The 20,619-nt window shown below is 40.7% G+C and carries 18 protein-coding genes; 7 read left to right on the top strand and 11 right to left on the bottom strand.

The window, feature by feature from the left end:
* Positions 1-3: 3 nt before the first annotated feature.
* Positions 4-1,860, top strand: a complete 1,857-nt coding sequence (locus tag ACE1EF_RS17425; protein ID WP_375721978.1) for a T9SS type A sorting domain-containing protein — start codon at positions 4-6, stop codon at positions 1,858-1,860.
* A 75-nt stretch (positions 1,861-1,935) separates the two neighbouring features.
* Here ACE1EF_RS17425 and ACE1EF_RS17420 read toward each other — a convergent pair whose 3' ends face one another.
* From ACE1EF_RS17420 to ACE1EF_RS17385, 8 genes are all read right to left on the bottom strand, one after another.
* Positions 1,936-3,216, bottom strand: coding sequence for an MFS transporter (locus ACE1EF_RS17420; protein WP_375721977.1), 1,281 nt, complete (start codon positions 3,214-3,216; stop codon positions 1,936-1,938).
* Complete coding sequence (locus tag ACE1EF_RS17415) at positions 3,200-4,510, bottom strand: SpoIID/LytB domain-containing protein (protein ID WP_375721976.1); 1,311 nt, start codon at positions 4,508-4,510, stop codon at positions 3,200-3,202. Before ACE1EF_RS17415 ends, ACE1EF_RS17420 begins: the two co-directional genes overlap by 17 nt.
* Complete coding sequence (locus tag ACE1EF_RS17410; protein WP_375721975.1) at positions 4,507-5,520, bottom strand: DUF4922 domain-containing protein; 1,014 nt, start codon at positions 5,518-5,520, stop codon at positions 4,507-4,509. Before ACE1EF_RS17410 ends, ACE1EF_RS17415 begins: the two co-directional genes overlap by 4 nt.
* Positions 5,492-6,766: a glycosyltransferase family 2 protein gene (locus ACE1EF_RS17405; protein WP_375721974.1), complete on the bottom strand. Its 1,275-nt coding sequence runs from the start codon at positions 6,764-6,766 to the stop codon at positions 5,492-5,494. The genes ACE1EF_RS17410 and ACE1EF_RS17405 overlap by 29 nt, the downstream gene beginning before the upstream one ends.
* Before the next feature lie 187 nt (positions 6,767-6,953).
* Positions 6,954-8,498, bottom strand: a complete 1,545-nt coding sequence (locus ACE1EF_RS17400; protein ID WP_375721973.1) for a glycoside hydrolase family 10-like protein — start codon at positions 8,496-8,498, stop codon at positions 6,954-6,956.
* Positions 8,499-8,600: 102 nt separating this feature from the next.
* Complete coding sequence (locus ACE1EF_RS17395; protein WP_375721972.1) at positions 8,601-10,613, bottom strand: helix-hairpin-helix domain-containing protein; 2,013 nt, start codon at positions 10,611-10,613, stop codon at positions 8,601-8,603.
* A complete protein-coding gene (locus ACE1EF_RS17390) occupies positions 10,583-11,392 on the bottom strand; it encodes a PorV/PorQ family protein (protein WP_375721971.1) in 810 nt (269 codons plus the stop codon). The genes ACE1EF_RS17395 and ACE1EF_RS17390 overlap by 31 nt, the downstream gene beginning before the upstream one ends.
* A gap of 13 nt (positions 11,393-11,405) precedes the next feature.
* Positions 11,406-12,107, bottom strand: coding sequence for a ComF family protein (locus ACE1EF_RS17385; protein WP_375721970.1), 702 nt, complete (start codon positions 12,105-12,107; stop codon positions 11,406-11,408).
* A 66-nt stretch (positions 12,108-12,173) separates the two neighbouring features.
* Here ACE1EF_RS17385 and ACE1EF_RS17380 point away from each other — a divergent pair, with 66 nt between their 5' ends.
* Genes ACE1EF_RS17380 through mtnP form a run of 4 tightly spaced genes read left to right on the top strand, consistent with a single transcriptional unit; the run spans position 12,174 to position 15,336 of the window.
* Positions 12,174-13,043 (top strand): metal ABC transporter solute-binding protein, Zn/Mn family, encoded by an 870-nt coding sequence (locus ACE1EF_RS17380; RefSeq protein ID WP_375721969.1) that lies wholly within the window; start codon positions 12,174-12,176, stop codon positions 13,041-13,043.
* A 1-nt stretch (position 13,044) separates the two neighbouring features.
* The gene (locus ACE1EF_RS17375; RefSeq protein WP_375721968.1) at positions 13,045-13,797 is read left to right on the top strand and encodes a metal ABC transporter ATP-binding protein; all 753 of its coding nucleotides are present in this window, start codon (positions 13,045-13,047) and stop codon (positions 13,795-13,797) included.
* On the top strand, positions 13,790-14,599 hold the full coding sequence (locus tag ACE1EF_RS17370; protein ID WP_375721967.1) for a metal ABC transporter permease: 810 nt from the start codon (positions 13,790-13,792) through the stop codon (positions 14,597-14,599). The genes ACE1EF_RS17375 and ACE1EF_RS17370 overlap by 8 nt, the downstream gene beginning before the upstream one ends.
* The gene (gene mtnP / locus ACE1EF_RS17365) at positions 14,596-15,336 is read left to right on the top strand and encodes an S-methyl-5'-thioadenosine phosphorylase (RefSeq protein WP_375721966.1); all 741 of its coding nucleotides are present in this window, start codon (positions 14,596-14,598) and stop codon (positions 15,334-15,336) included. Before ACE1EF_RS17370 ends, mtnP begins: the two co-directional genes overlap by 4 nt.
* On the opposite strand, the gene ACE1EF_RS17360 is transcribed toward mtnP, so the two are convergent.
* A complete protein-coding gene (locus ACE1EF_RS17360) occupies positions 15,333-15,917 on the bottom strand; it encodes an HNH endonuclease (protein ID WP_375721965.1) in 585 nt (194 codons plus the stop codon). The genes mtnP and ACE1EF_RS17360 overlap by 4 nt on opposite strands.
* An 85-nt stretch (positions 15,918-16,002) precedes the next feature.
* Here ACE1EF_RS17360 and ACE1EF_RS17355 point away from each other — a divergent pair, with 85 nt between their 5' ends.
* Together ACE1EF_RS17355 and ACE1EF_RS17350 are read left to right on the top strand one after the other, a co-directional pair.
* Positions 16,003-17,283 carry a DUF2851 family protein gene (locus ACE1EF_RS17355; protein WP_375721964.1) on the top strand — a complete coding sequence of 427 codons (1,281 nt, stop codon included), beginning with the start codon at positions 16,003-16,005 and terminating at the stop codon, positions 17,281-17,283.
* The gene (locus ACE1EF_RS17350) at positions 17,280-18,305 is read left to right on the top strand and encodes a potassium channel family protein (RefSeq protein WP_375721963.1); all 1,026 of its coding nucleotides are present in this window, start codon (positions 17,280-17,282) and stop codon (positions 18,303-18,305) included. Before ACE1EF_RS17355 ends, ACE1EF_RS17350 begins: the two co-directional genes overlap by 4 nt.
* Here ACE1EF_RS17350 and ACE1EF_RS17345 read toward each other — a convergent pair whose 3' ends face one another.
* Both ACE1EF_RS17345 and tgt read right to left on the bottom strand, forming a co-directional pair.
* Complete coding sequence (locus ACE1EF_RS17345; RefSeq protein WP_375721962.1) at positions 18,306-19,385, bottom strand: LptF/LptG family permease; 1,080 nt, start codon at positions 19,383-19,385, stop codon at positions 18,306-18,308.
* A 9-nt stretch (positions 19,386-19,394) separates the two neighbouring features.
* Entirely contained in the window at positions 19,395-20,525 is a 1,131-nt protein-coding gene (gene tgt / locus ACE1EF_RS17340) for a tRNA guanosine(34) transglycosylase Tgt (protein ID WP_375721961.1), read from the bottom strand.
* Positions 20,526-20,619: the final 94 nt, after the last annotated feature.

The following is a 20,619-nucleotide window of genomic DNA, read 5'->3' as shown; positions in this document are numbered from 1 at the left end:
GCCATGCAAAAGAATTTAAACCACATATTTGAGCAGGCTAAAAACCAAAAGCCATTGATTCCTTTTCAAGCGGAAAAGGTGGATAAAGCTATGGCTGATGCCCAAAGTCGCAGGCAACCCAAACTCCGATTTAACCATCAGGGATTACCTAAAAGCACCATCTTAAATCTTAAATTTTTTTCCATCATGACCGGCATCGCATTATTAATAAGCCTTGTAACAATTTTTTCACCTATCCAACAGAAAACAGAAAACGAAACTCATTCAGAACCTCAAATAGATTCTTCGGAAGTTATCTCTGAACAAATTCCGGAAGATGAAATAATGAAAGTAGAAACTGAATTGGTTGAAGACGATTCAAAAAAAGACTTAGAACCACCTTCAGAAAAAAGTTCAACTCCCGATGAAGCTGAATCAAATAATAGTACAAAAGAAAAAAAAGAAAGACTGACCTGTAAAATTGAAGATGTAGCAAATTTCCAAGACATCGGGACTCATCATAGAATGAAACTGATTCTTGGATTAAAGGTCGATTCTGATTTTATTGCCAGAATTCCTGTTATGAGTTCAAAACAGCTGGAAGCACTTGGATTTACAAACTTTACAAATGGAACAGTCTACTTCAATAAAGATAAAAGTGGATATTACAGGAGTCTTTACAAAACCCCTTCGTTTAACTTCACAAACTTTAATAAAAACAAACCCAGATTACTCATTGACAGCGTTCCTAAATGTACCTACAATGACTTTTACCCCGCATATATCATTTCAATTAATCCACATATTAGAAGAACACTAGCATATGTTGATTCTGTTAAAAATATAAATCTTGCTCCGATTTTGTTGCAACAAGGAACTAATCATCTGGCAAATGAAAATTTAATTGCTTTTTTTGTGCCAAATGAAAAATTTTGGCAAATTGTAGAGTCCGATAAATTAGCCAGAATGAATTCGGTCCCAGTAAACCATGAACTAAAAGAAATTTCAAGGCCCAAAACTGAGATTATGAAAGTGTTTGAAAAAACGCCTACAGTCAATTTAGACTCAACTGAATTAGTTAAATTCGGGTTCCGAAAAGCCAAAACTGATTCAACAATAACCTGGTATTATGATATGAAATCATATTCAGAAACGTTTATATACACAAATGAAACTCATAGTAGAGGCTCAACCAGAGGAATACACAGAATCAAAAACGAAATAGATTTTAATACCAATAACATCGAACCTGTCTGTATAACAACAATTGCTGATAAAGGCTTTCGACCATATATTAATAAAGAATTATTAAACATTGAAAACTCTGAGATTATAGATATAATACAAAATCTAGTACCTATTAAAATATCTTTTGACAATTTTGGACTTGGATATGATTTGCCAGAAAACCTAAAAAAGAGAATTCCAACAATTATTACAATGATCAATACAAGAATCTTCTGGTTCGAGCCTTCCGAAGAACTCTTCTCCCGTCTTCCTGATTCCATTGCCAATGAACTTCGCAAAGAGTATAATATAAATGTACTGGGCATAACAGATGATAAGACAGAAAAAGCAGAATGCAAATTTTTCCAGGCCTATTGTACGCCCATTCCGGGAGTTGGAATCATTGACCTTTTTCCCAATCCGGCAAACGATGTCATTAACATTACCATACCGCATACCGAAGATAATGAACTCACCATTCAGGCTGTGGACTTGTCAGGAAAACGAACCGGCATTCATAAAAAAATCGGATTGACTGGAACCGGTGAAGAAACTGTTGAGATGAATATTGGAGAACTGCAACCCGGAATGTACCTGTTTGTGTTTTCAAACCAGGATGGCATGAGCCATAGCCTGAGGTTTATAAAGAATTGATTGATAATTAGCTTAATCTTAATCACCGGGTGAATATTTAAAAACCAGCTATAATCATCCGGTGACTATGCGCCTTTACTCTTCCTTCATCCCGAATTTTGGATCAATATGCAGAAACCGAACCAGTAAAAAACCGGGAATGGTACATAACAGTACCCAGATAAAGAAATACTGATAGCCGATCTGTTCCTGTATCCAACCGGAAATCATTCCGGGTATCATCATGCCCAGGGCCATAAAACCGGTTGCAAATGCATAATGCGACGTTCGCAATTCCCCTTCACAAAAATGAATAAGATAAAGCGTAAAAGCTGTAAAGCCCAGGCCGTAACCGAACTGTTCTAGGGCAATCAAAATGCCGGTAATGGAAATATCTGAGGGTGGAAAGTAAGCGAGATAAACATAAGCCAGATTCGGAAGGTTCATCGCCATCACCATGGGCCACATCCAGTATTTCAATCCCTTTTTAGATGCCAGTATTCCACCCAGCAAACCACCTCCTACCAATGCCAGAACTCCAACAGTACCGTATAAAAAGCCAACCTGCTCCTTGTTGTACCCTAAACCGCCAACCGCGGGATCATCCATCAAAAAGGGGGCAGCAATTTTCCCAAGTTGTGCTTCGCCCAAACGATATAACAATATAAAAAGCAGACTGACTATGAACAATGGTTTTTTAAAAAATTCCCCCCACGTTTTAAAGTAAGAATCAAACAGATTACTGAAATTTAGTATCCTGCGTTTATCATCCAGTGAAGGTTTGGGAAAAATCGACAAGTGATAGATTGCAATTCCGAAATACACAACCCCGGTTCCAACAAAAATCAGCGTCCATGCCATTTTAGGATTTGACGTTCGATTGCCCAAAATACCTGCTAAAATAACAATGCCACCCTGAGCTGCAATCATGGCAATGCGGTAAGCGGTGTTGCGAATACCTACAAAAAAACTTTGCTCTTTTTGGGTCAGACCCAGCATATAAAAGCCATCAGCAGCAATATCATGAGTGGCTGAACTAAAAGCCAGCAGCCAAAATACAATCAGACTCCATTTAATATAATCGGGCAGTTGCAGGGACAGACCAAGTACCGCAAAACCTGCTCCCATCAGAATCTGGGTCATCACAATCCAAAACCGTTTTGTACTGATATTGTCTACTATCGGACCCCAGAACGGTTTTACTACCCATGGCACATAAAACCAACTGGTATAAAAGGCAATATCGGTATTCGACATGCCCAGATCCTTGTACAGAATAACCGACACCAGAATTACAACGGCATACGGCAGTCCCTGGTTGAAATATAAGGTAGGAACCCACGCCCATGGATTGACATGTTTAGTAGATTTTCTCAAGGCTGGTCTGTTTAAAATAATGGTTTAGAATTTCTTCAAAGGAATAACCTTTCTCCCCCATCACGGCGGCACCAATCTGGCACAATCCAACACCATGTCCCCAACCGGCACCATGCAATATAAATTGTGTTGATCCGGTAGTTTTGTCCGTTCTTTTATTCACCACAAAAGCCGAACTCAACAAATGTGACTCCGACAAGGCTTTCCGTATTTCCAGTTCTTTTCCTATAATAATTTCATTTTCCGAGCCTACAATTTTCAACCTGAATATTCTGCCTGAGGCTCCACGATCCATGGGGATCAGATCAACAATATCACCAACCTCCAAACCGATCTTTTTCTTAAGCAAACGCTTTACATCCAAAGCCGATAATTGCTCTTCCCACCTGAAAAAAGCAGGCGTTTCGCGGTCGTAATCATTCAATACCTGATCTAGAATTTTAGTATCGCTTGTATTACAAAAAGCGTCCACATCCTTTAAGATAAATGCATTGGCGCCTGCCTCATCAGAATAATTACCGGTATCAGTTCCTGTTCCGTCAAATACAGGTTGCAGATATGGTGGATTCTCTTCTTCCCAGCAGGTATCGAACCGTTCTGTTACACCTCCACAACATTTTGAAAACCGTGCGTCGCAAATTTCGTCTTCGTATTTCAACACCAAACCACGTGTCTCTTCAATAGCTTTCAGCGCCTTTTCATTCGTAATCCGGGTTATGCCCTGGTAACGCTGGCAGTGGTCGTCAGCGCAAACATCAAAACCCGTATGATCTTCGCGGTCATACCAGCGGATAATTTCATCAGAAGATGCAGAATTATGATTTCCCTGCAGTGGTTTAGGAATCAACTGCGCGATCAACCAGCTCCTTGACATTACGGCATGTGCTTTAAGCAGTGCATCTGATGCCAGGGCGCTCATTTCGGATGCAATCACGCTTTTAAGGTAATCTTCGAGGTTAATACGGTTTATCAACCTTACTTTCCCGTTCTCAGTTTTAAAACAAAGCTCTCCTTTAAACGTCAGATCCTCATTGCGTTCCCAGTGAAATCCAATGCCAAAAACCACATTTTTAACGGTAAAGGTTGCCGTGTCCTCCGGGGTAAGAATCAACACCTCCGGGTCATAAAAATAAATACCATTCACAACAAGTTTCTGTTTGTGAATGGTAATTACAAGATCATTTCTGAAGACATTCCCGCTACTGTAAAAGGTACCGTTTAAGCGAACCGCTATTTCATCAGCCCGTAATAATCCAACATCAATAACAGGTTCACGCCCGGGCTCCAATATCACGGCCAGATTTTTTTCAAACGTTTTGAAAACCGTTTAAGATCACTGTCAAAGCCGATGTCACTTCGGGTAACTTCCATGTATGCCTGTTTAATCATTTCCGGTGTGGCCTTATCAAAATCCTCTTCCCTGGGCAATATACAAATACCGCCCATATCAACGGCTGCCGGGCTTAGCAACAGGTTATCCTCGTGCGAACTGTAGTAACAATCCGGACGATGTTTATCCCTCGGAAGTACAATTACCTGCCATTGATCTTCGTTATGTGTCACAATGATATTAACCATAGGTTCCCCGTTATCCTTGTTAGGCAGGGCATCCATTAACGCTGCAAAAGCCATTTCAACCTCACCGGCCCACGGCGATTTTATGATAATACCATTTCTTAAATAATGTCTGAAGGTAGAGATATTAATTCTGTCAGTCACAAAAAACGGCTCTGTATAATTGAGTTTGGCAGCATCGCGTTCCACAGGTAAAATCCCGGTAGTAACAGCCTGAAAATGGAAATGATCCGGAGCTGAAGCGCCACATTTCGGCCCGTTATAAAAGATTGTCAGACATGGCAGCTGCTCTGCCAGTTCAAGCATATCGTGGAAATAAGGTTCAATAACCTGCCCCATATGGTTCATCAGCGGAATAGTGAAATGATGATGAAATATCGGATAAGGGTTCACCATTATCAGGTATTTATCTTTAAAGGGCACTCCCACCTGCATCGGAGGAAGATTTTCCTCGCATAAAAAGCATGGCCGCTCGCTTATAGACTTATCATCGACTTTGGCACTGGTAGACTTAATACGTTCGGCATTGTACTGTAAATATATTTTTACACCGTCTATCTCCAGTGTTCTTATCTTCATTTTTTTCAGGCTGCGATAGTTTTTCGACGCTAGCTGCCAGACGAACTTTTGCTGATCCAAAAGCGCAAAAACCATTTCCTGAAACTGTTCTCCTCCTGCAAAAGCTTCCAACATCTCCTTTTCAGCAATATGTTTCAGTGTTTCTTTCATCCCTCTCTTTTTTCCTGTTACATGAAATGCGTTTATTTAATTCAATCGTACGCAACCAGTCCTTATACCAGTTATTTTTATTTTCCTGGCTTACATTTAGACTGGCATCAGAATTTCCTTCCCATCGCCGGCATAAATATACCGGGTCATAGATGCGGGATGTTTTATACCGGCCTGATACGGCTAAAACAACAGCATAGTCCTCACCATAACTGGTGTTTGGAAATCTGATATCACGCAGGACAGGTGTAAAGAAAGCACGCGGAGCACCCAGGCCGTTGATACGAAGAGCGTTATTTGCACCATTTTCATCTGTCCATTCTTTATGATCAATAATACCAAGTGGCAGATCCTTCAGGTTGTAATCAACCATTTTATACGATCCAATCACCATAGCAGATTGATCATGGTAAAAAGTATTAATGATTCGTTCTAATGTTCCTTCATTTAAATAGAGATCATCGCTATCAAGCTGAACCAGAAACCTTCCACATTGTTCATGATCCAGAGCTTCATTCCAGCAGCCACCGATACCCAGACCCTGTGCGTCAGGAATATGATGAATGACCCTTTTATCTTTTTCAGCGATGGACTGAATCACTTCTGTTGTCCCATCATCAGAATGATTATCCACAACTATAATATTATATGGAAATTCTGCAGACTGTGACAGCACCGACCCAATAGCATCACCAATGGTCCTTACCCTGTTTTTAACCGGAATAACCACTGTTGCCTCAACCGGAAAATCACCGTCAAAATCCATTTTAATTTTCTTTGGATTTGTTAATCCGTTGATTGCTGTCAGATGCGCTGTACACACTTTTTCCAGCTCCTTCTGACGCGCCTCAGCATCGTGCTTCACATAGTCAAACTGCTTTTCCCCGCTCGATCTCCCATCTGTTACATCACATTTAAATAGGGGTTCCGGGATTCTTGACACAGCTCCTTTACGTGAGGCAAATAATCGTAATGAATAAAGCGATGCATAATTCATTTCATCAACCTGTGCAATCCACTCCTCAAATGTTGAACGTTTGTAAAGTTGTAAAACACCAAAATCAAAATTATCGCGTAAACTACCTGACTGATAATCCAGAACAGGTATTAATTCCTGTTGTTCTCCGGTATTTAACCAGTAATCCGAATAAACCATCTCTGCTCTCTGTGATTGCATCACATGCATCATACGGTTTAAACCATTGCCGACAATTTGCGGATTTTTCCGGTCTGCGATGATGGCCACAAAATCACTTTTTAAATATGTTCCAGACTTTTTTAAAGCGCTTGTACTATACGGATATTTAAATCCTGAAAGTAAAACGTCAGACTCATTCCGGGGTTGATCAGAAATTAAGATCCTTACATCAATCAAATTATCATCTGGTTCTATACAAATATCTGAAAAAAAAATTAAATCTGTACGCAACATTTTACTGATTTATTACAACCGGATTGCTAAGTTCACTTTCTCTGTTGAGCCTGTCTATTGTGGTGATCCTGTATATGTACTGATCTTTTCGGAGATTAAAAAGCGGAATACGAACAAGGTATTCAGGATGTTTTACAACATCATAAATATATTTCGGATCATTTTTATCTATTGCTTCACCTTTTTTGCACCTGTAAATTACATAAAATTTTGGTTCTGAAAAACCCTCCTTTACAAATGGCTCATCCCATGCAATAAGCATATTATTATCTTTCACTTTTTTAGCCTGTACATTAACCGGTGTAAAAGGTACATCACCTTTTATCCATGATATCTCCGGCATTAAAGCTTTATTTCTGTAATACGCATTTCTAAGAAACTGTGTAAAACCAATCGTTTCATTAAAAAAACGGGAACTGCTGAACCAGACACTGCCTTTCAGATTCGGATTATTCCTGACGTATCTTATCTGTTTGGGAAACTCAACCGGATTCTCCCATGCCGCGTCAGCTCCCTCCTGAGTAAGCCGGTAAAGCGCATGTCCTACAAATATATTCCTCTTAAATGCATGATCTCCCCACCAATCAGCCAGCGTTTTAAAGTCAGCTTTCGGATGACCAAACTGCCAGTAGATCTGGGGGACGAGGTAATCCACCCATCCCAGCCTTAACCACTTTATTACGTCGGCATATAAATCATCATAGGCCGTCACACCGGCATCCGTATCAGAACCATCCGGATCATCCTGCTTATTTCGCCATACACCAAAAGGACTGATACCAAACTGAATCCAGGGTTTAATATCCTTGATATCGCGGTTGATTTTAAAAATAAAAGCATCAACATTATTTCTTCGCCAGTCTGCCATACGGTCTTTGGTATAACCGTTATTGTATGTTTCAAACGTAACAGAATCGGGGATTTCAGTACCTTCAATGGGATAGGGGTAGAAATAATCATCAAAATGAATCCCGTCAATATCGTACCGGCTGACAACATCCTTAACAATTTCAGCCACAAAATCTCTCACAGCAGGAATTCCCGGATCCAGGTAGGTCTTGGTTCCATATTCCCATCCCCATTCCGGATGCTGTTCAAAAATGTGTCCCTTTACCAGTTCATCTTCAGGCTTCTGCTTTACCCTGAAAGGATTCAGCCAGGCATGCAATTCCATTCCCCTGTTATGGCAACCTTCAATAAAATAATCCAGGGGATCATATAACGGATTTGGTGCCTCACCCTGTATGCCTGATAAATACTGCGACCACGGTTCATAGTTCGACCGATAAATGGCATCACTTACCGGGCGAATCTGAAGAAAAACAGCATTCAGATTCAACGATTTAAAATCATCAAGCAACTGGTCTATTTCGCGCTGCTGCTGCCTGGCATTCATTCCGGGTTTCGATGGCCAGTCAATATTCAGCACTGTTGCCACCCAAACGCCACGCAATTCCCGCTTTGGAGAATCCTGCGCAACACCCACAGTACCAATAAGAAGAGTAAAAATTACAAAAAATAACCTTGCCGTGAGGTTTTGTTTCATCCTTGAGTCCCGTTTTGAAGAAAGCAAATATAGCGAAAACTTGTTGAGAGAAAAGGGACAGGAACGAATTTAATTGACAGGTTTTAAACAACTTACTTAGACCTAAAACTTTATTCTCAACTGAAAACGTAAATCTGTTTTTTTATTTCCTTCGATTTCCGTTACGCCACTGCCAGTTTTCTCCCTGTTATCGTAAATAAAACGGCCACACTTTATATACATTACAATGCGTTTCGATAACTTATAATTTAAGTTCATTAAAAAACGCACCCCCTGCCCATAATAAACCGGAACAGAAAAGGCATACAACACATCCGGCTCATAGGCGTAAACACCAGTATAATACGAGTCTGTACTAAAAAAAGCTAACCTTGCAGTCAGTCCTATATCAGGGTTTGGCAAATCCACTTTAATATCCTGCAGGAACATCCATCCGTTCTCCGGCGAACCGGAATAGCTATTACGAATATAATCGATTCTGCTTTGTAATGAGAGCCATTCCTGCACCTCAGATTTAAGACTAAACCTGACCGAAAACTTATCAAAGGGTTGAACGGTATTATAAGTAGCATCCGGATAATTTTTCTCCTTCTGTTCAAATTTAAACTTCAGATTCAGGTTTGTTGTGCGAGACAGTGCCCATGAAACGGCGGTAAGTGTTTCAAATCCGGAAGATGGATCATCCACATTAAACCGCGGAGCATCGAACCGGAAAAGATCCAGATAAGTCTGCACTTTTATCCCGGCAAAAGGAAGAAACTCCAATCCAAGATAAACACCTTTTTCATTTTCACTTTTCCCGGTTTCTGAAAATGGTGAACTGTATACAACCTGATAGCCTGCCGGAAAGGAACGGGCAACAAGCGATAATGATACTGTACTGAAGGGATACAAATTCAGCCCACCCAGACCGGCAAACTTACCGTTAAGATCGGATCCAATCTCTCCCCAGGCTATCAGATTCGTTCCGGTATATAACAAATCGACAGAGAATCCTTTATAGACTTTAGATGAAAATGCATCAGTTACAGCAGATACAGGATAATCAAACATAATGGCATGAATGCCCGATCCAAATTTCATTTTCCTGTAGCGTTTTGAAAACCGTGCACCTATAGCTGTCTGATCCAGATTGGCCTTCCTACTTTTTTCGCTTTCGGTTCTGTGATAACCGGTTTCATTCACGGAAGAAACAATTATTTGATCCTCTTCCTTCTTTAACGTAGCATCCTGCCTGCGATATGAGCCAAATACTGAAAGCTCCGCATCAAACAGATTAAATGTACCGGCTGCTCCCTGAAAATAGTTATATTCTGAGGCAGAAGAGTGTTTCGTAAAAACAGGACCTGACTTTACCCCGTTCATTACCATGGAAGATTTTCCGAATCCAAAGTTTTGCCAAAGATTAAGCCCCTGACCAAAATTCACCCTGTAATTGCCAACAAGCACATGCCTGACCAAACCGGTGTCCTTATATTCAGCAAAACATGAAGCATATTCAGGTCGTTGTAAGTTATTGTCCCAAAACGATTCACCGGCATCCTTTTCATACGTGAATCCAAAAGAATAATTCCCTGCTTCCGTTTGGTGCTTTAACAAAAGCTGAACAGGTGAACCTGCAAAGGTACCATCTACACTACCCTTTAGTGGTTCTGCCACACCGGATAATCTCAACAATGTTTCATGGTGCATAAAAACAGTATCTTTTTTATTAAACCTGCCGTATGCCGGTTCCTGCACTCTATTTACAGTCACAAAGTGAGACAGCCAGCGCACAGTCTGCTCATCAAATCCTTTGATTGCCATCAGTTCATAAACCGAGTACAAGGCTCCGTATTGATAAATATAATAATGCAGATTCTCAATCTGATACAAAGTCAGAAACCTGATGCGTTCCAATGCTTCCTTACTGGCTGAATTCAAATTCAGCGGATGCTCAGAGAGTTCAAACATGTATTCAATCCAATCTTCCGGCAGTTCATCTTCGCTGTTTGCCGCGATCTCCTCCATGACCTCCTCAAGGGTTGATCCAAACTCCTGCGCATGAATATGCTGAAACTGGAAGCTGGCAAGCAGAGGGATGATCAGAATACGTAACTTACAGAACAGTTCCATATTTTACCAATTTGTCTGATCATTGCACAGGAAACTCCAGGATGTAAGTTCCACTTAGAGTATGAAATGCCGGCAGATACTGCCAGTGGATAAGATGCGACACCAGCGGAAAAGTTAAAATTCTCAATGAGTTCATAACTGATCCCACATCTGATATCAGGCCTATCCCCATTCTTCCCTGAAATCTCTGTAAGCACACGAAATGAACCTGAAAGCTTCCAGTTCAGTCCGAACCTGTATCTTACCGGCACCTGAGTTCCCACATCATTTTCAAATTTTGAAGAAGGGATATTAATCAGATTAAAGCCAAGATCCAGGTTATCCGTAAGTTTGGCATTCAGACTTACATCGGCAGAAAACGTATACAACTCTTTTGTTTCCGGGTCGGGCCTGAATGCCAATAAATTAAACTGCACTGCCGCGCCAAATTTATCACCGAAAGTCCGCGAGTAGCCCATACCAAACCTTATCTCGTGGTAAACCGAATAGCCAAAGTGCTGAAAGGAAGAAAATACCGTACCTGTACTGACCGGGTAAACAAGACCAACAGAACTTACAGATAACTCTTTTAATGCAAACCTGGATTCATAGTTTATACCAACCTCCGGTTTTTCATAACGTGCTGTGAATGACGGATTATTGATAACCGACCAAAAGTCAAAATCTCCAACAGTGGCATGTGATAAAGCACCTGATGAGGCTCCGGCCGGAAAATAAAAATCGGAAGCGAGCATCGTATTGCATATCGCAATACTCAGCAATAACATGTATTTATTCATAATATCAGGTTTTTCAGGCCAATGCAAATGTCATTACACTAACCCGGGTATTTATAATATTTGCAAGAGGTAAAGCTGCTGCCTCAAGGGTTGAACCGGTAGTAATTACATCGTCAACCAGCAAAAGATGTTTGCCCTGCAGCAACTCCGGATCTGTAACTTCAAAAATGCCTTCCACATTTTCCCAGCGTTGATACCGTCCTTTTTTGGTCTGCGTTGGATTAAAAACCTTTCTAATTAAAACACTACTTAAAACCGGTTTTTGCAGGATATTGCCAATTCCGGCTGCCAGGCACTCACTTTGATTGTAGGTTCTTTTACGATATTTCTTAGGGTGTAAGGGGACCGGCAAAATGGCATCAATGCAGTTAAATCTTGAGTTTTCACTAATGCTTCGCCCCATCAACTCTCCCATATATACGCCCAACTCCTTTTGCCCGTTATATTTCAGGGCATGCATTAAATGCTGCACTTTATTTCCTTTTTCAAAACGCACATAAGCTGTAGCAGAAAAAATAACTGTCCTCCCCCAAAAAGATTGCTCCACAGGATTTCCTTCCATCACATCAAAATGTGTTTCAGGCAGATCGTATTCACATGAAAGACAGATAAATTTCTCATCGCCAAGCAATGGACGTGAGCAGGCAAAACAGAGGTCGGGAAACAGCAATGCTGTAAAATCCCTGAGATAATTTGAGATTAAATTTTTTTTCATTGTTTTAGGTTATAATTTTGCAACAAACAATGTAAAGGGTTGTTATAAAGTTACAATTTTTTTCATATGATGAAAAACCGTTTTTTTTCACTTATTATTTTAATCAGCATTATTACGTTTTTCTCAGCTTGTACTTCAAAAAAAGAACAAGGCATTACCATGTCAGTTTCTATACTTCCTCAAAAGCAGTGGCTTGACATATTAACAGACGGGAAAGTGCATGTAAATTGTTTGCTGCCACCCGGAAGTAATCCTGTAACTTACAGTCCCACACCGAAACAGATGAGAGATATGAACCATTCGGTTTATTACTTCTACATTGATCAGCTTGGGTTTGAGAATGTATGGTTACCGAAATTCAAGGATTTGAATGAAACCACCATGTTCATCAACACAACAGCTGGAATTGTAAGAATAGAAGGCCATCATCATGAAGATTCCCCTGCTGAGCATGAAGAATCGGATCCGCACTTATGGGTTTCACCCAAACAGGCTAAAAAAATGGTGGAGATTATGTATGCGATGCTGGGATATTCTGAACTTTTTAAACAGGCGTCACTGGATAGCGCTTATGCCATTCTGCAGCACGATTTAAACAAACTCGATTCATTATTTACTGAGGCAGCAGATAAGGCGAAAGAGAAAACTTTTGTAATTTATCATCCTGCCTTATCCTATATTGCACACGACTATGGGTTTGAACAAATCTCCATTGAGAAAGAAGGCAAGGAACCAACCGCAGCATATATCAGGCAACTGATTGACGAAATTAAAAACCGGCAGATTAAATATATCTTTATCCAGAAACAATTCGATAAAAGCAAAGCACAGATTATCGCTGATGAATCAGGAGCAAAACTTATTGAAATTGATCCGTTAGGCTATGATTACATGGCCGAATCTGAAAAACTGGCAAACTATTTAAAACAACTTTAGCATGTCAAAAATTCTGGAACTTAGTGATATTAGTGCCGGTTACGATAAAAAAAGAGCCATTGAAGGCATCTCCTTAACCATCAATCAAAATGACTTTATTGGTTTCATTGGCCCTAACGGCGGGGGTAAAACAACCCTGGTAAAGGTTATTGTGGGACTGCTGCAACCAGAGCGCGGTAAAATGCAGGCTTACCGTAACAATAAACCATCTGATAAGCTGAGGGTTGGATACCTGGCGCAGAAAAACCAGATCGACCAGCAGTTTCCAATTCGGGTAAGGGAAGTTGTGGCCTCCGGAACCAGTAAAAAATGGAGCATGAGATACAGTAAAAAAGATCTGAGAGAAACAGACGCACTTCTTGAGCAACTTCATCTTACACACCTTAAAGGAGCAGCCATCTCAGAAATCTCCGGTGGAGAGATGCAGCGGGCGTTATTGGGAAGGGCTATTATCTCGAACCCGGATCTTTTACTTTTGGATGAACCCAATACATATCTTGATCAACATTCTGAGGATATGTTATATTCTATTCTGAACGATTTGAATACACGAATGGCTATTATTTTGGTTTCACACGATCTGGGAATTATATCGAGTTATGTAAAAACCATTGCATGTATCAATTACACTATGCATTACCATCCCAATAATGAAATTACCGAAGAAATGCTGGAAAGTTATCAGTGTCCTGTTGAACTTATCACACACGGCAAGGTGCCTCATCGTGTATTAAAAACCCACATTCATGAATGATTTACTGAGTTTATTTGATTACCGGTTTTTCACGAATGCGCTTCTGGGTAGTCTTTTGGCAAGCATTTTATGCGGTATTATAGGCACCTACATCGTTGCTAAAAAAATGGTCTTTGTCAGTGGAGGATTATCACATGCCGCATTCGGAGGAATAGGCCTTGGATACTACCTTGGTTTTAACCCCATATTTTCGGGTGCTGCATTTGCCATCCTTGCCGGACTGGGCATTGAACACGTATCACACCGCTTTAAGTTCAGAAAAGACTCTGTTATTGCGGTGGCATGGTCCGCCGGTATGGCCGCCGGCATTCTGCTGGTTTCGCTGAAACCGGGATATTCTCCCGATCTGATGTCCTATCTTTTGGGCAACATTCTTACCATCAACTCGTCAGAACTGTGGTTGATGGCAGGACTGGTTCTTGTTACCACGCTTTTTTTTGTGTTTTACTATAATACAATACTGATCACCTCGTTTGACGAGGATTTTGCAAGGGTCAGACATATTCCTGTAAACCTTATTAACAGCCTGCTGATTATTTTAACGGCAGCAACCGTTGTCATAACAATCCGGGTTGTAGGTATTATTCTCATTCTTGCATTGCTCTCCATACCACAGGAAACAGCCAACCTGTTTACCCGTAATTTCAAAAAAATTATTTTCGGATCAATCATCATTGGCATCTTTGCCACTTTAAGCGGCCTTCTGATATCATATAATTTTGATTTGATTACAGGACCGGTTATCATATCTGTTCTGATTATTGTTTATGCGCTGGCGCGCTTACTAAAACGCCTGATATGAATCCTATAGCAATTATTGGTGGCTCGGGACTGGAAAATCCTGAAATTCTTACAAACGCAAGCGAAGAACATTCCGTCACGCCTTATGGAGATGTTCTATATACTAAGGGCTACATTGAAGGTAAAGAAGTGATATTGATTTCGAGACATGGCAAAAAACACACCATTTCTCCGACGCATGTCAATAACAGAGCTAATATCTGGCTCTTAAAAGAACTTGGATGTTCAGGAATTCTTGCCACGACTGCCTGTGGAAGTTTAAGAGAAGAGATACATCGTGGGGATTTTGTCGTGGCGGATCAGTTTATAGATATGACGAGACATCGCGCCACTACTTTTTATGATACCTTCAAACCGGGTGAGATGCATCACACACCGATGGCTGATCCCTTTGATGACGGCTTACGAAAGCTGTTAGTTGCAACCTGTAAAAGTATGCCTGTCAATTACCATCCGAAGGGCACTATTGTAACAATAGAAGGTCCCCGGTTTTCCACCCGGGCTGAATCAAACATGTTCAGATCCTGGGGAGCAGACATCATCAATATGTCCACAGCTCCTGAAGTTATTCTGGCTAATGAAGCAGGATTACCTTATGCAGCAATAGCCATGGCAACAGATTACGATTGCTGGAAAACAGACGAAGAACCTGTTACCTGGCAGGCTGTTATTGAAATATTTAAACAAAACACTGAAAACATGATAAAGATACTCTGCAGTGCAGTTGCGAACTGTTAATCCTTATCATCAATGGTGATGTGTTTCCAGTTTTCACCTTTTTTTATCCGGTTAACCTGAACCTCTGTAATACCAAACTCCTTGGCAAGAGTATGCACCTTGGTTTTACCTCTTTTCAGCTTTTTCTTTAACCTGATCACATCCGACTCACTAAGCTTTGCACGGCGCACAAGACCTAAGGTCCGTTTATGACCGGCAATAACTTTAGGGTTCTCCTGGTTATGTTTAACCAGCTCTGAACGGGTAACCCATTTCAGATTATCTGCTCTGTTGTTGCCCTTGTTATAATCAACATGACACACAAAATCATGCTCCGGTGATGGTTTTGACACAAAAGCCAAAGCCACCAGACGGTGAACAGATTTTGTCCGTAATTGATTATCGGCACCTTTAAACCTGAAGTAATGATACCCGGTACCATCCTTCCTCTGATTTGATGTACTCAAAATTTTCCAGTCATCATGTTTGGGTTTCCACCGACGAATCCGTCCAAAATCAGAAACCTCATACTTTTCGTCCGGATGAATATTTTCAAACCACACTGGCTTCCATTTTTCCCCTTTAATATCCTTTGCTCCCATAACACATTAATTTGATTATCAACGCATTTATACAAAAATTTAGATACTTTTTGTATATTTACCTCACACTCTAAATGATAAAACCATGAAAGAAGACTTACTCCAATTTGCCTGGCTCTATAAGCTATATTCGCAAGTGGAATTGCTAACTGACACTAATGAGAGAATAGAGGTTATTGATCCGGGTCAGCTAAACCACGATAGCGGGCCTGACTTCTTTAATGCTAAAGTCAAAATAGACGGCACCCTGTGGGTGGGGAACATTGAAATTCATGCCTGTTCCAGTGATTGGATAAGGCACAAACACCATACTAACAAACAGTATAACAATGTTATCCTGCATGTGGTTCACTCCTACGACCAGCCGACATACAATGAGCTAAAAAACCGAATCCCCACACTTGTAATGCAGATCTCATCCTCCCTTGTCAACGAATATAATTCTCTTTTAATGCGAGTAACCGCCATCCCCTGCGGTCAAAACCTGCACAATATAAAAGAAATATATTTATTTTCATGGCTCACTACTATATTATACGAAAAACTGGAAAAAAAGTATGCAACAATATGTGATTTATTGTTAAGAAATCACAACAACTGGAATGAAACATTTTATATTCTGCTTACCCGCAATTTTGGTTTTGGTATCAACAGTGAACCGTTTGAATTACTGGCAAAATCACTCCCTCTGAATATCATCCTAAAACACAGCGACAGCCTTTTTCAGGTTGAAGCGTTACTATTCGGGCAGGCTGGATTTCTGGATGAAATGCTGGCCGAAGACGACTATTACAACAGCCTTCGGAAAGAATATTTGTTTCTTGCTACCAAGTACCGGCTCAAACCACTTGAAAGGCATATGTGGCACTTTATGCGGTTACGGCCAAATAATTTCCCTACGGTCAGAATTGCACAACTGTGCAACTTACTGCATGGGCAGCAAGCTTTGCTCTCCGGAATACTGGAAGCCGGAAACCCGGATGAAATTTTTCAACTTATATCTGCAGAGGCCAATGACTATTGGGCAAATCATTACCGATTCAACATTGCCCCAAAAACGTCACCCGGAAAACGAAAGCTAGGTCAAACATCAAAAACACTGATTATACTGAACACCATAGTTCCTTTCTTATTCACCTATGGCAAGTCGGTTGGCAAGGATATATATGTCAGCAGATCACTGGCTTTACTGGAGAAAATAAAACCTGAAAAAAACAGCATTATAAACAGGTGGGGCACACATAATATTGTGCCGGAAAACGCTTTTCAATCGCAGGCTTTAATATATTTGTATAATAATTACTGCAAAGTAAAAAAATGCTTATCTTGTCAGATAGGACATCAAATCTTAACTAAGAAAGGATGAAGCGTGTAAAAACGGTAGTTGGTTTTAAGGACGTATTCATAACGCTTATTCTGGTGATTGGCCTTTTTGTTATTGGCACTACCGGGTATATGTTTATTGAAGGTTATTCCATAACCGATGCCCTTTATATGACCGTTATAACAGCAGCTACTGTTGGATACAGGGAGGTAAGCCCGTTACATGACACGGGTAAGTGGTTTACCATGTTTATCATCATCTACAGTATTTTTGTCATTGGTTATGCTGTTACGCATTTTACAAGGCTTCTGCTGGATGGTTACTTCAGACAAAAAATTAAAGACTATAACGTGAAAAAGCAGATTACAAAACTCAAGGATCATGTGATTGTTTGCGGCTATGGGCGAAACGGTTTTCAGGCTGTGGAAGAACTGGCAGACCACCATATTGATTTTATCGTGATTGAAAAACGGGATAATGTGGTTGAGCGGATCCGCGAAAATCCTGAGCGTTTATTTATCCAGGGTGATGCAGCGTCTGAAGAGGTGCTGAATGAAGCACAGATCATGAAAGCCAAGGCCTTAATTACGGCACTGCCGAATGATGCGGATAACATTTATGTGGTGCTTACCGCCCGGGAAATGAACCCAACCATAAAAATCATCAGCCGTGCGTCGGATTTTAAGTCAGATATGAAACTGAGAAGGGCCGGAGCCGACAATGTAATTATGCCGGACCGTATTGGCGGTCAGCGTATGGCCAAACTGGTGGCTCAACCCGATGTAGTTGAGTTCTGGGAATATGTTTTATTACAAAGCGCCAAAGATGTCAGCCTTGAAATGGTTCCCTGCGAACTGATGTCGGAAAATGTTCCGGGAACCAAAATCAAAGATCTGGGTCTGCGCGATAAAACGGGAGTAAATATTGTGGGGGTCAAAACAGAAGAAGGTAGTTTTGTTTTTAACCCATCTGCTGATTTCGAATTATCTCAAACGGATCAGTTATTTGTGTTGGGATCCCCTGAACAAATCAGAAAAATGAAAGAAATTCTGATAGCCCAGTAATTATTTAGGTGCGTATTTATAAAGGAAAGCGGCAATAAAAATATAAATGATATTGGGCAGCCAGACCGCCAGCAACATGTTCATTTCTCCATTGATAGCAAAGGTTGTTGATACAGTTGAAAAGAGAATGTAGGAAAAGCTCAGGAGCAAGCCTAGACCCATATGAAGCCCGGTACCTCCTTTTACTTTTCGTGAAGAAATGGAAACACCAATAAGGGTAAGAATAAAAGCTGAGAATGAATTGGCAAACCTGTTGTATTTCTCAATGACAAACTCCTCCACATTACCTACGCCCCTGTCTGTTTGCTTTTTGATATACTTTTCAAGTTCATTATTTGTCAGTGTTTCATAATACCGGTCGTAGGTATAAAAATCCTGTAATGTCAGGTCCAGCGTCGTATCAATCTCCTTCCCCATGACCACATCTTCCTTCCAGGGTTCAAAATTTCGGATTTCATAATCATTAAACTTCCACTTTCCTGTTTCTTCGTCAAACTTACCCGACGTGGCTTCTAATCTGGATACCAGCTTTTTGCCGTCAAAACGTTCAAGGTAGATATTTCGCGCTATCTTACTTCTGAAACTGAATCTGTTAATGGAAATGAACAGACCGGGTTCAATCTCCACATGAATATTCTGCGTATCTTCTTTTTTACGCTGCTTGTAATAGTTATCCTCAAAAATCAGCCGTTTCATATTAGCCGGAGGAATGACATAACTACTCAGCAAAAAGGTCATTAATGCAATAAAACCGGCACTGATCATATAAGGCCTCACCAGGCGTTTAAAGCTCACTCCTCCTGCAAGGATTGCAATAATCTCTGTATCGTATGCCAGTTTAGATGTAAAGTAGATAACCGATATAAACGTAAATAACGGACTGAAAAGGTTTGCAAAATAGGGTATAAAATTCAGGTAATAATCAAAAATAATAGCCTTGACGGGTGCATCGTTCTGGAGAAAATTATCCAGTTTTTCGGACAAATCAAATACTACAGCAATACCTATTATGAGTAATATGGCCAGAAAATAAGTTCCGAGAAACTTTTTAATGATGTATATGTCGATCTTTTTAAGCACCAGTCTGAATTATAGTCGTGTTGTTACTTTTTTCATCATTACGGTTTTCCATGAAGCAAAATCGCCCTCAAGAATATGTTTTCTGGCTTCTTTTACCAGCCAGAGATAAAACGCTAGATTATGGATGGAAGCAATCTGCATGCCTAAAATCTCCCCGCTAACAAATAAATGGCGGACATACGACCTGGAATAAATCCGGTCAACAAAGGCTGTTCCGCCCGGATCAAGCGGTGTGAAATCGTCGCTCCACTTTTTATTGCGCATATTCATGATCCCTTCACTGGTAAATATCATTCCATTGCGTCCGTTTCGTGTTGGCATCACACAGTCAAACATATCCACACCCAGAGAAATGCCTTCCAGGATATTAGCCGGCGTACCCACGCCCATAAGGTAGCGTGGTTTATCTTTTGGTAATACCTCATTCACCACGCTTATCATTTCATACATCACCTCTGCAGGTTCGCCAACCGATAAGCCTCCAATGGCATTACCTTCCCTGTTTTTAGAGGCGATAAACTCAGCGCTTTTGCGTCTCAGATCCGGATAACCTGCTCCCTGCACAATTGGGAAAAAGGTTTGTGAATGGCCGTATTTCGGTTCAGTACCGTCAAATTGATTTATGCCCCGATCCAGCCATCTATGGGTTAGCTCCAACGATTTCTTTGCATACGCTTTATCAGCATCTCCCGGAGGACATTCATCAAGAGCCATTATGATATCTGCACCGATTGTGCGCTGAATATCCACCACATTCTCCGGTGTAAACAAATGTTTAGAACCATCTATGTGTGATCTGAAAACGGCACCTTCCTCGGTTAGCTTACGATTATCTGCCAGCGAAAAAACCTGGTATCCTCCACTGTCCGTCAGAATGGGTTTCTTCCAACCATTAAACTGATGCAGTCCACCGGCTTTTTCAATTATTTCAAGCCCGGGCCGCAGATAAAGATGATAGGTATTCCCCAGAATAATCTGAGCCTGTACTTCATTTTCTAGCTCAGGAATATGTACCGCTTTTACGCTGCCCACAGTTCCCACAGGCATAAAAATTGGTGTTTCTATTTCACCATGATCAGTCTTAATAAGACCCGCTCGTGCACTGCTTTGTAAATCAGTTTGTATCAGTTGAAAATCCATAGATGATGCAAAGATAGAAGAATAACGAAAATTTTAACATCAGAAATACTTTATGTATGTTAAAATGAGGCATAAAAAAAGCTCCGGCATACTC

Source organism: Quyinboa sediminis (assembly GCF_042219855.1).
Lineage (GTDB): Bacteria > Bacteroidota > Bacteroidia > Bacteroidales > UBA5342 > JBHJHP01.
This window is presented reverse-complemented; position numbering and strand designations above follow the sequence as displayed.

Bases quoted from the DNA above. Each gene is read 5' to 3' on its own strand.
- ACE1EF_RS17400 (WP_375721973.1), bottom strand. From the start codon at position 8,498: ATGAAACAAAACCTCACGGCAAGGTTATTTTTTGTAATTTTTACTCTT.
- ACE1EF_RS17360 (WP_375721965.1), bottom strand. From the start codon at position 15,917: ATGGGAGCAAAGGATATTAAAGGGGAAAAATGGAAGCCAGTGTGGTTT.
- ACE1EF_RS17390 (WP_375721971.1), bottom strand. From the start codon at position 11,392: ATGAATAAATACATGTTATTGCTGAGTATTGCGATATGCAATACGATG.
- ACE1EF_RS17385 (WP_375721970.1), bottom strand. From the start codon at position 12,107: ATGAAAAAAAATTTAATCTCAAATTATCTCAGGGATTTTACAGCATTG.
- tgt (WP_375721961.1), bottom strand. From the start codon at position 20,525: ATGGATTTTCAACTGATACAAACTGATTTACAAAGCAGTGCACGAGCG.
- ACE1EF_RS17380 (WP_375721969.1), top strand. From the start codon at position 12,174: ATGATGAAAAACCGTTTTTTTTCACTTATTATTTTAATCAGCATTATT.
- ACE1EF_RS17355 (WP_375721964.1), top strand. From the start codon at position 16,003: ATGAAAGAAGACTTACTCCAATTTGCCTGGCTCTATAAGCTATATTCG.
- ACE1EF_RS17410 (WP_375721975.1), bottom strand. From the start codon at position 5,520: ATGAAAGAAACACTGAAACATATTGCTGAAAAGGAGATGTTGGAAGCT.
- ACE1EF_RS17375 (WP_375721968.1), top strand. From the start codon at position 13,045: ATGTCAAAAATTCTGGAACTTAGTGATATTAGTGCCGGTTACGATAAA.
- mtnP (WP_375721966.1), top strand. From the start codon at position 14,596: ATGAATCCTATAGCAATTATTGGTGGCTCGGGACTGGAAAATCCTGAA.
- ACE1EF_RS17350 (WP_375721963.1), top strand. From the start codon at position 17,280: ATGAAGCGTGTAAAAACGGTAGTTGGTTTTAAGGACGTATTCATAACG.
- ACE1EF_RS17370 (WP_375721967.1), top strand. From the start codon at position 13,790: ATGAATGATTTACTGAGTTTATTTGATTACCGGTTTTTCACGAATGCG.
- ACE1EF_RS17395 (WP_375721972.1), bottom strand. From the start codon at position 10,613: ATGGAACTGTTCTGTAAGTTACGTATTCTGATCATCCCTCTGCTTGCC.
- ACE1EF_RS17425 (WP_375721978.1), top strand. From the start codon at position 4: ATGCAAAAGAATTTAAACCACATATTTGAGCAGGCTAAAAACCAAAAG.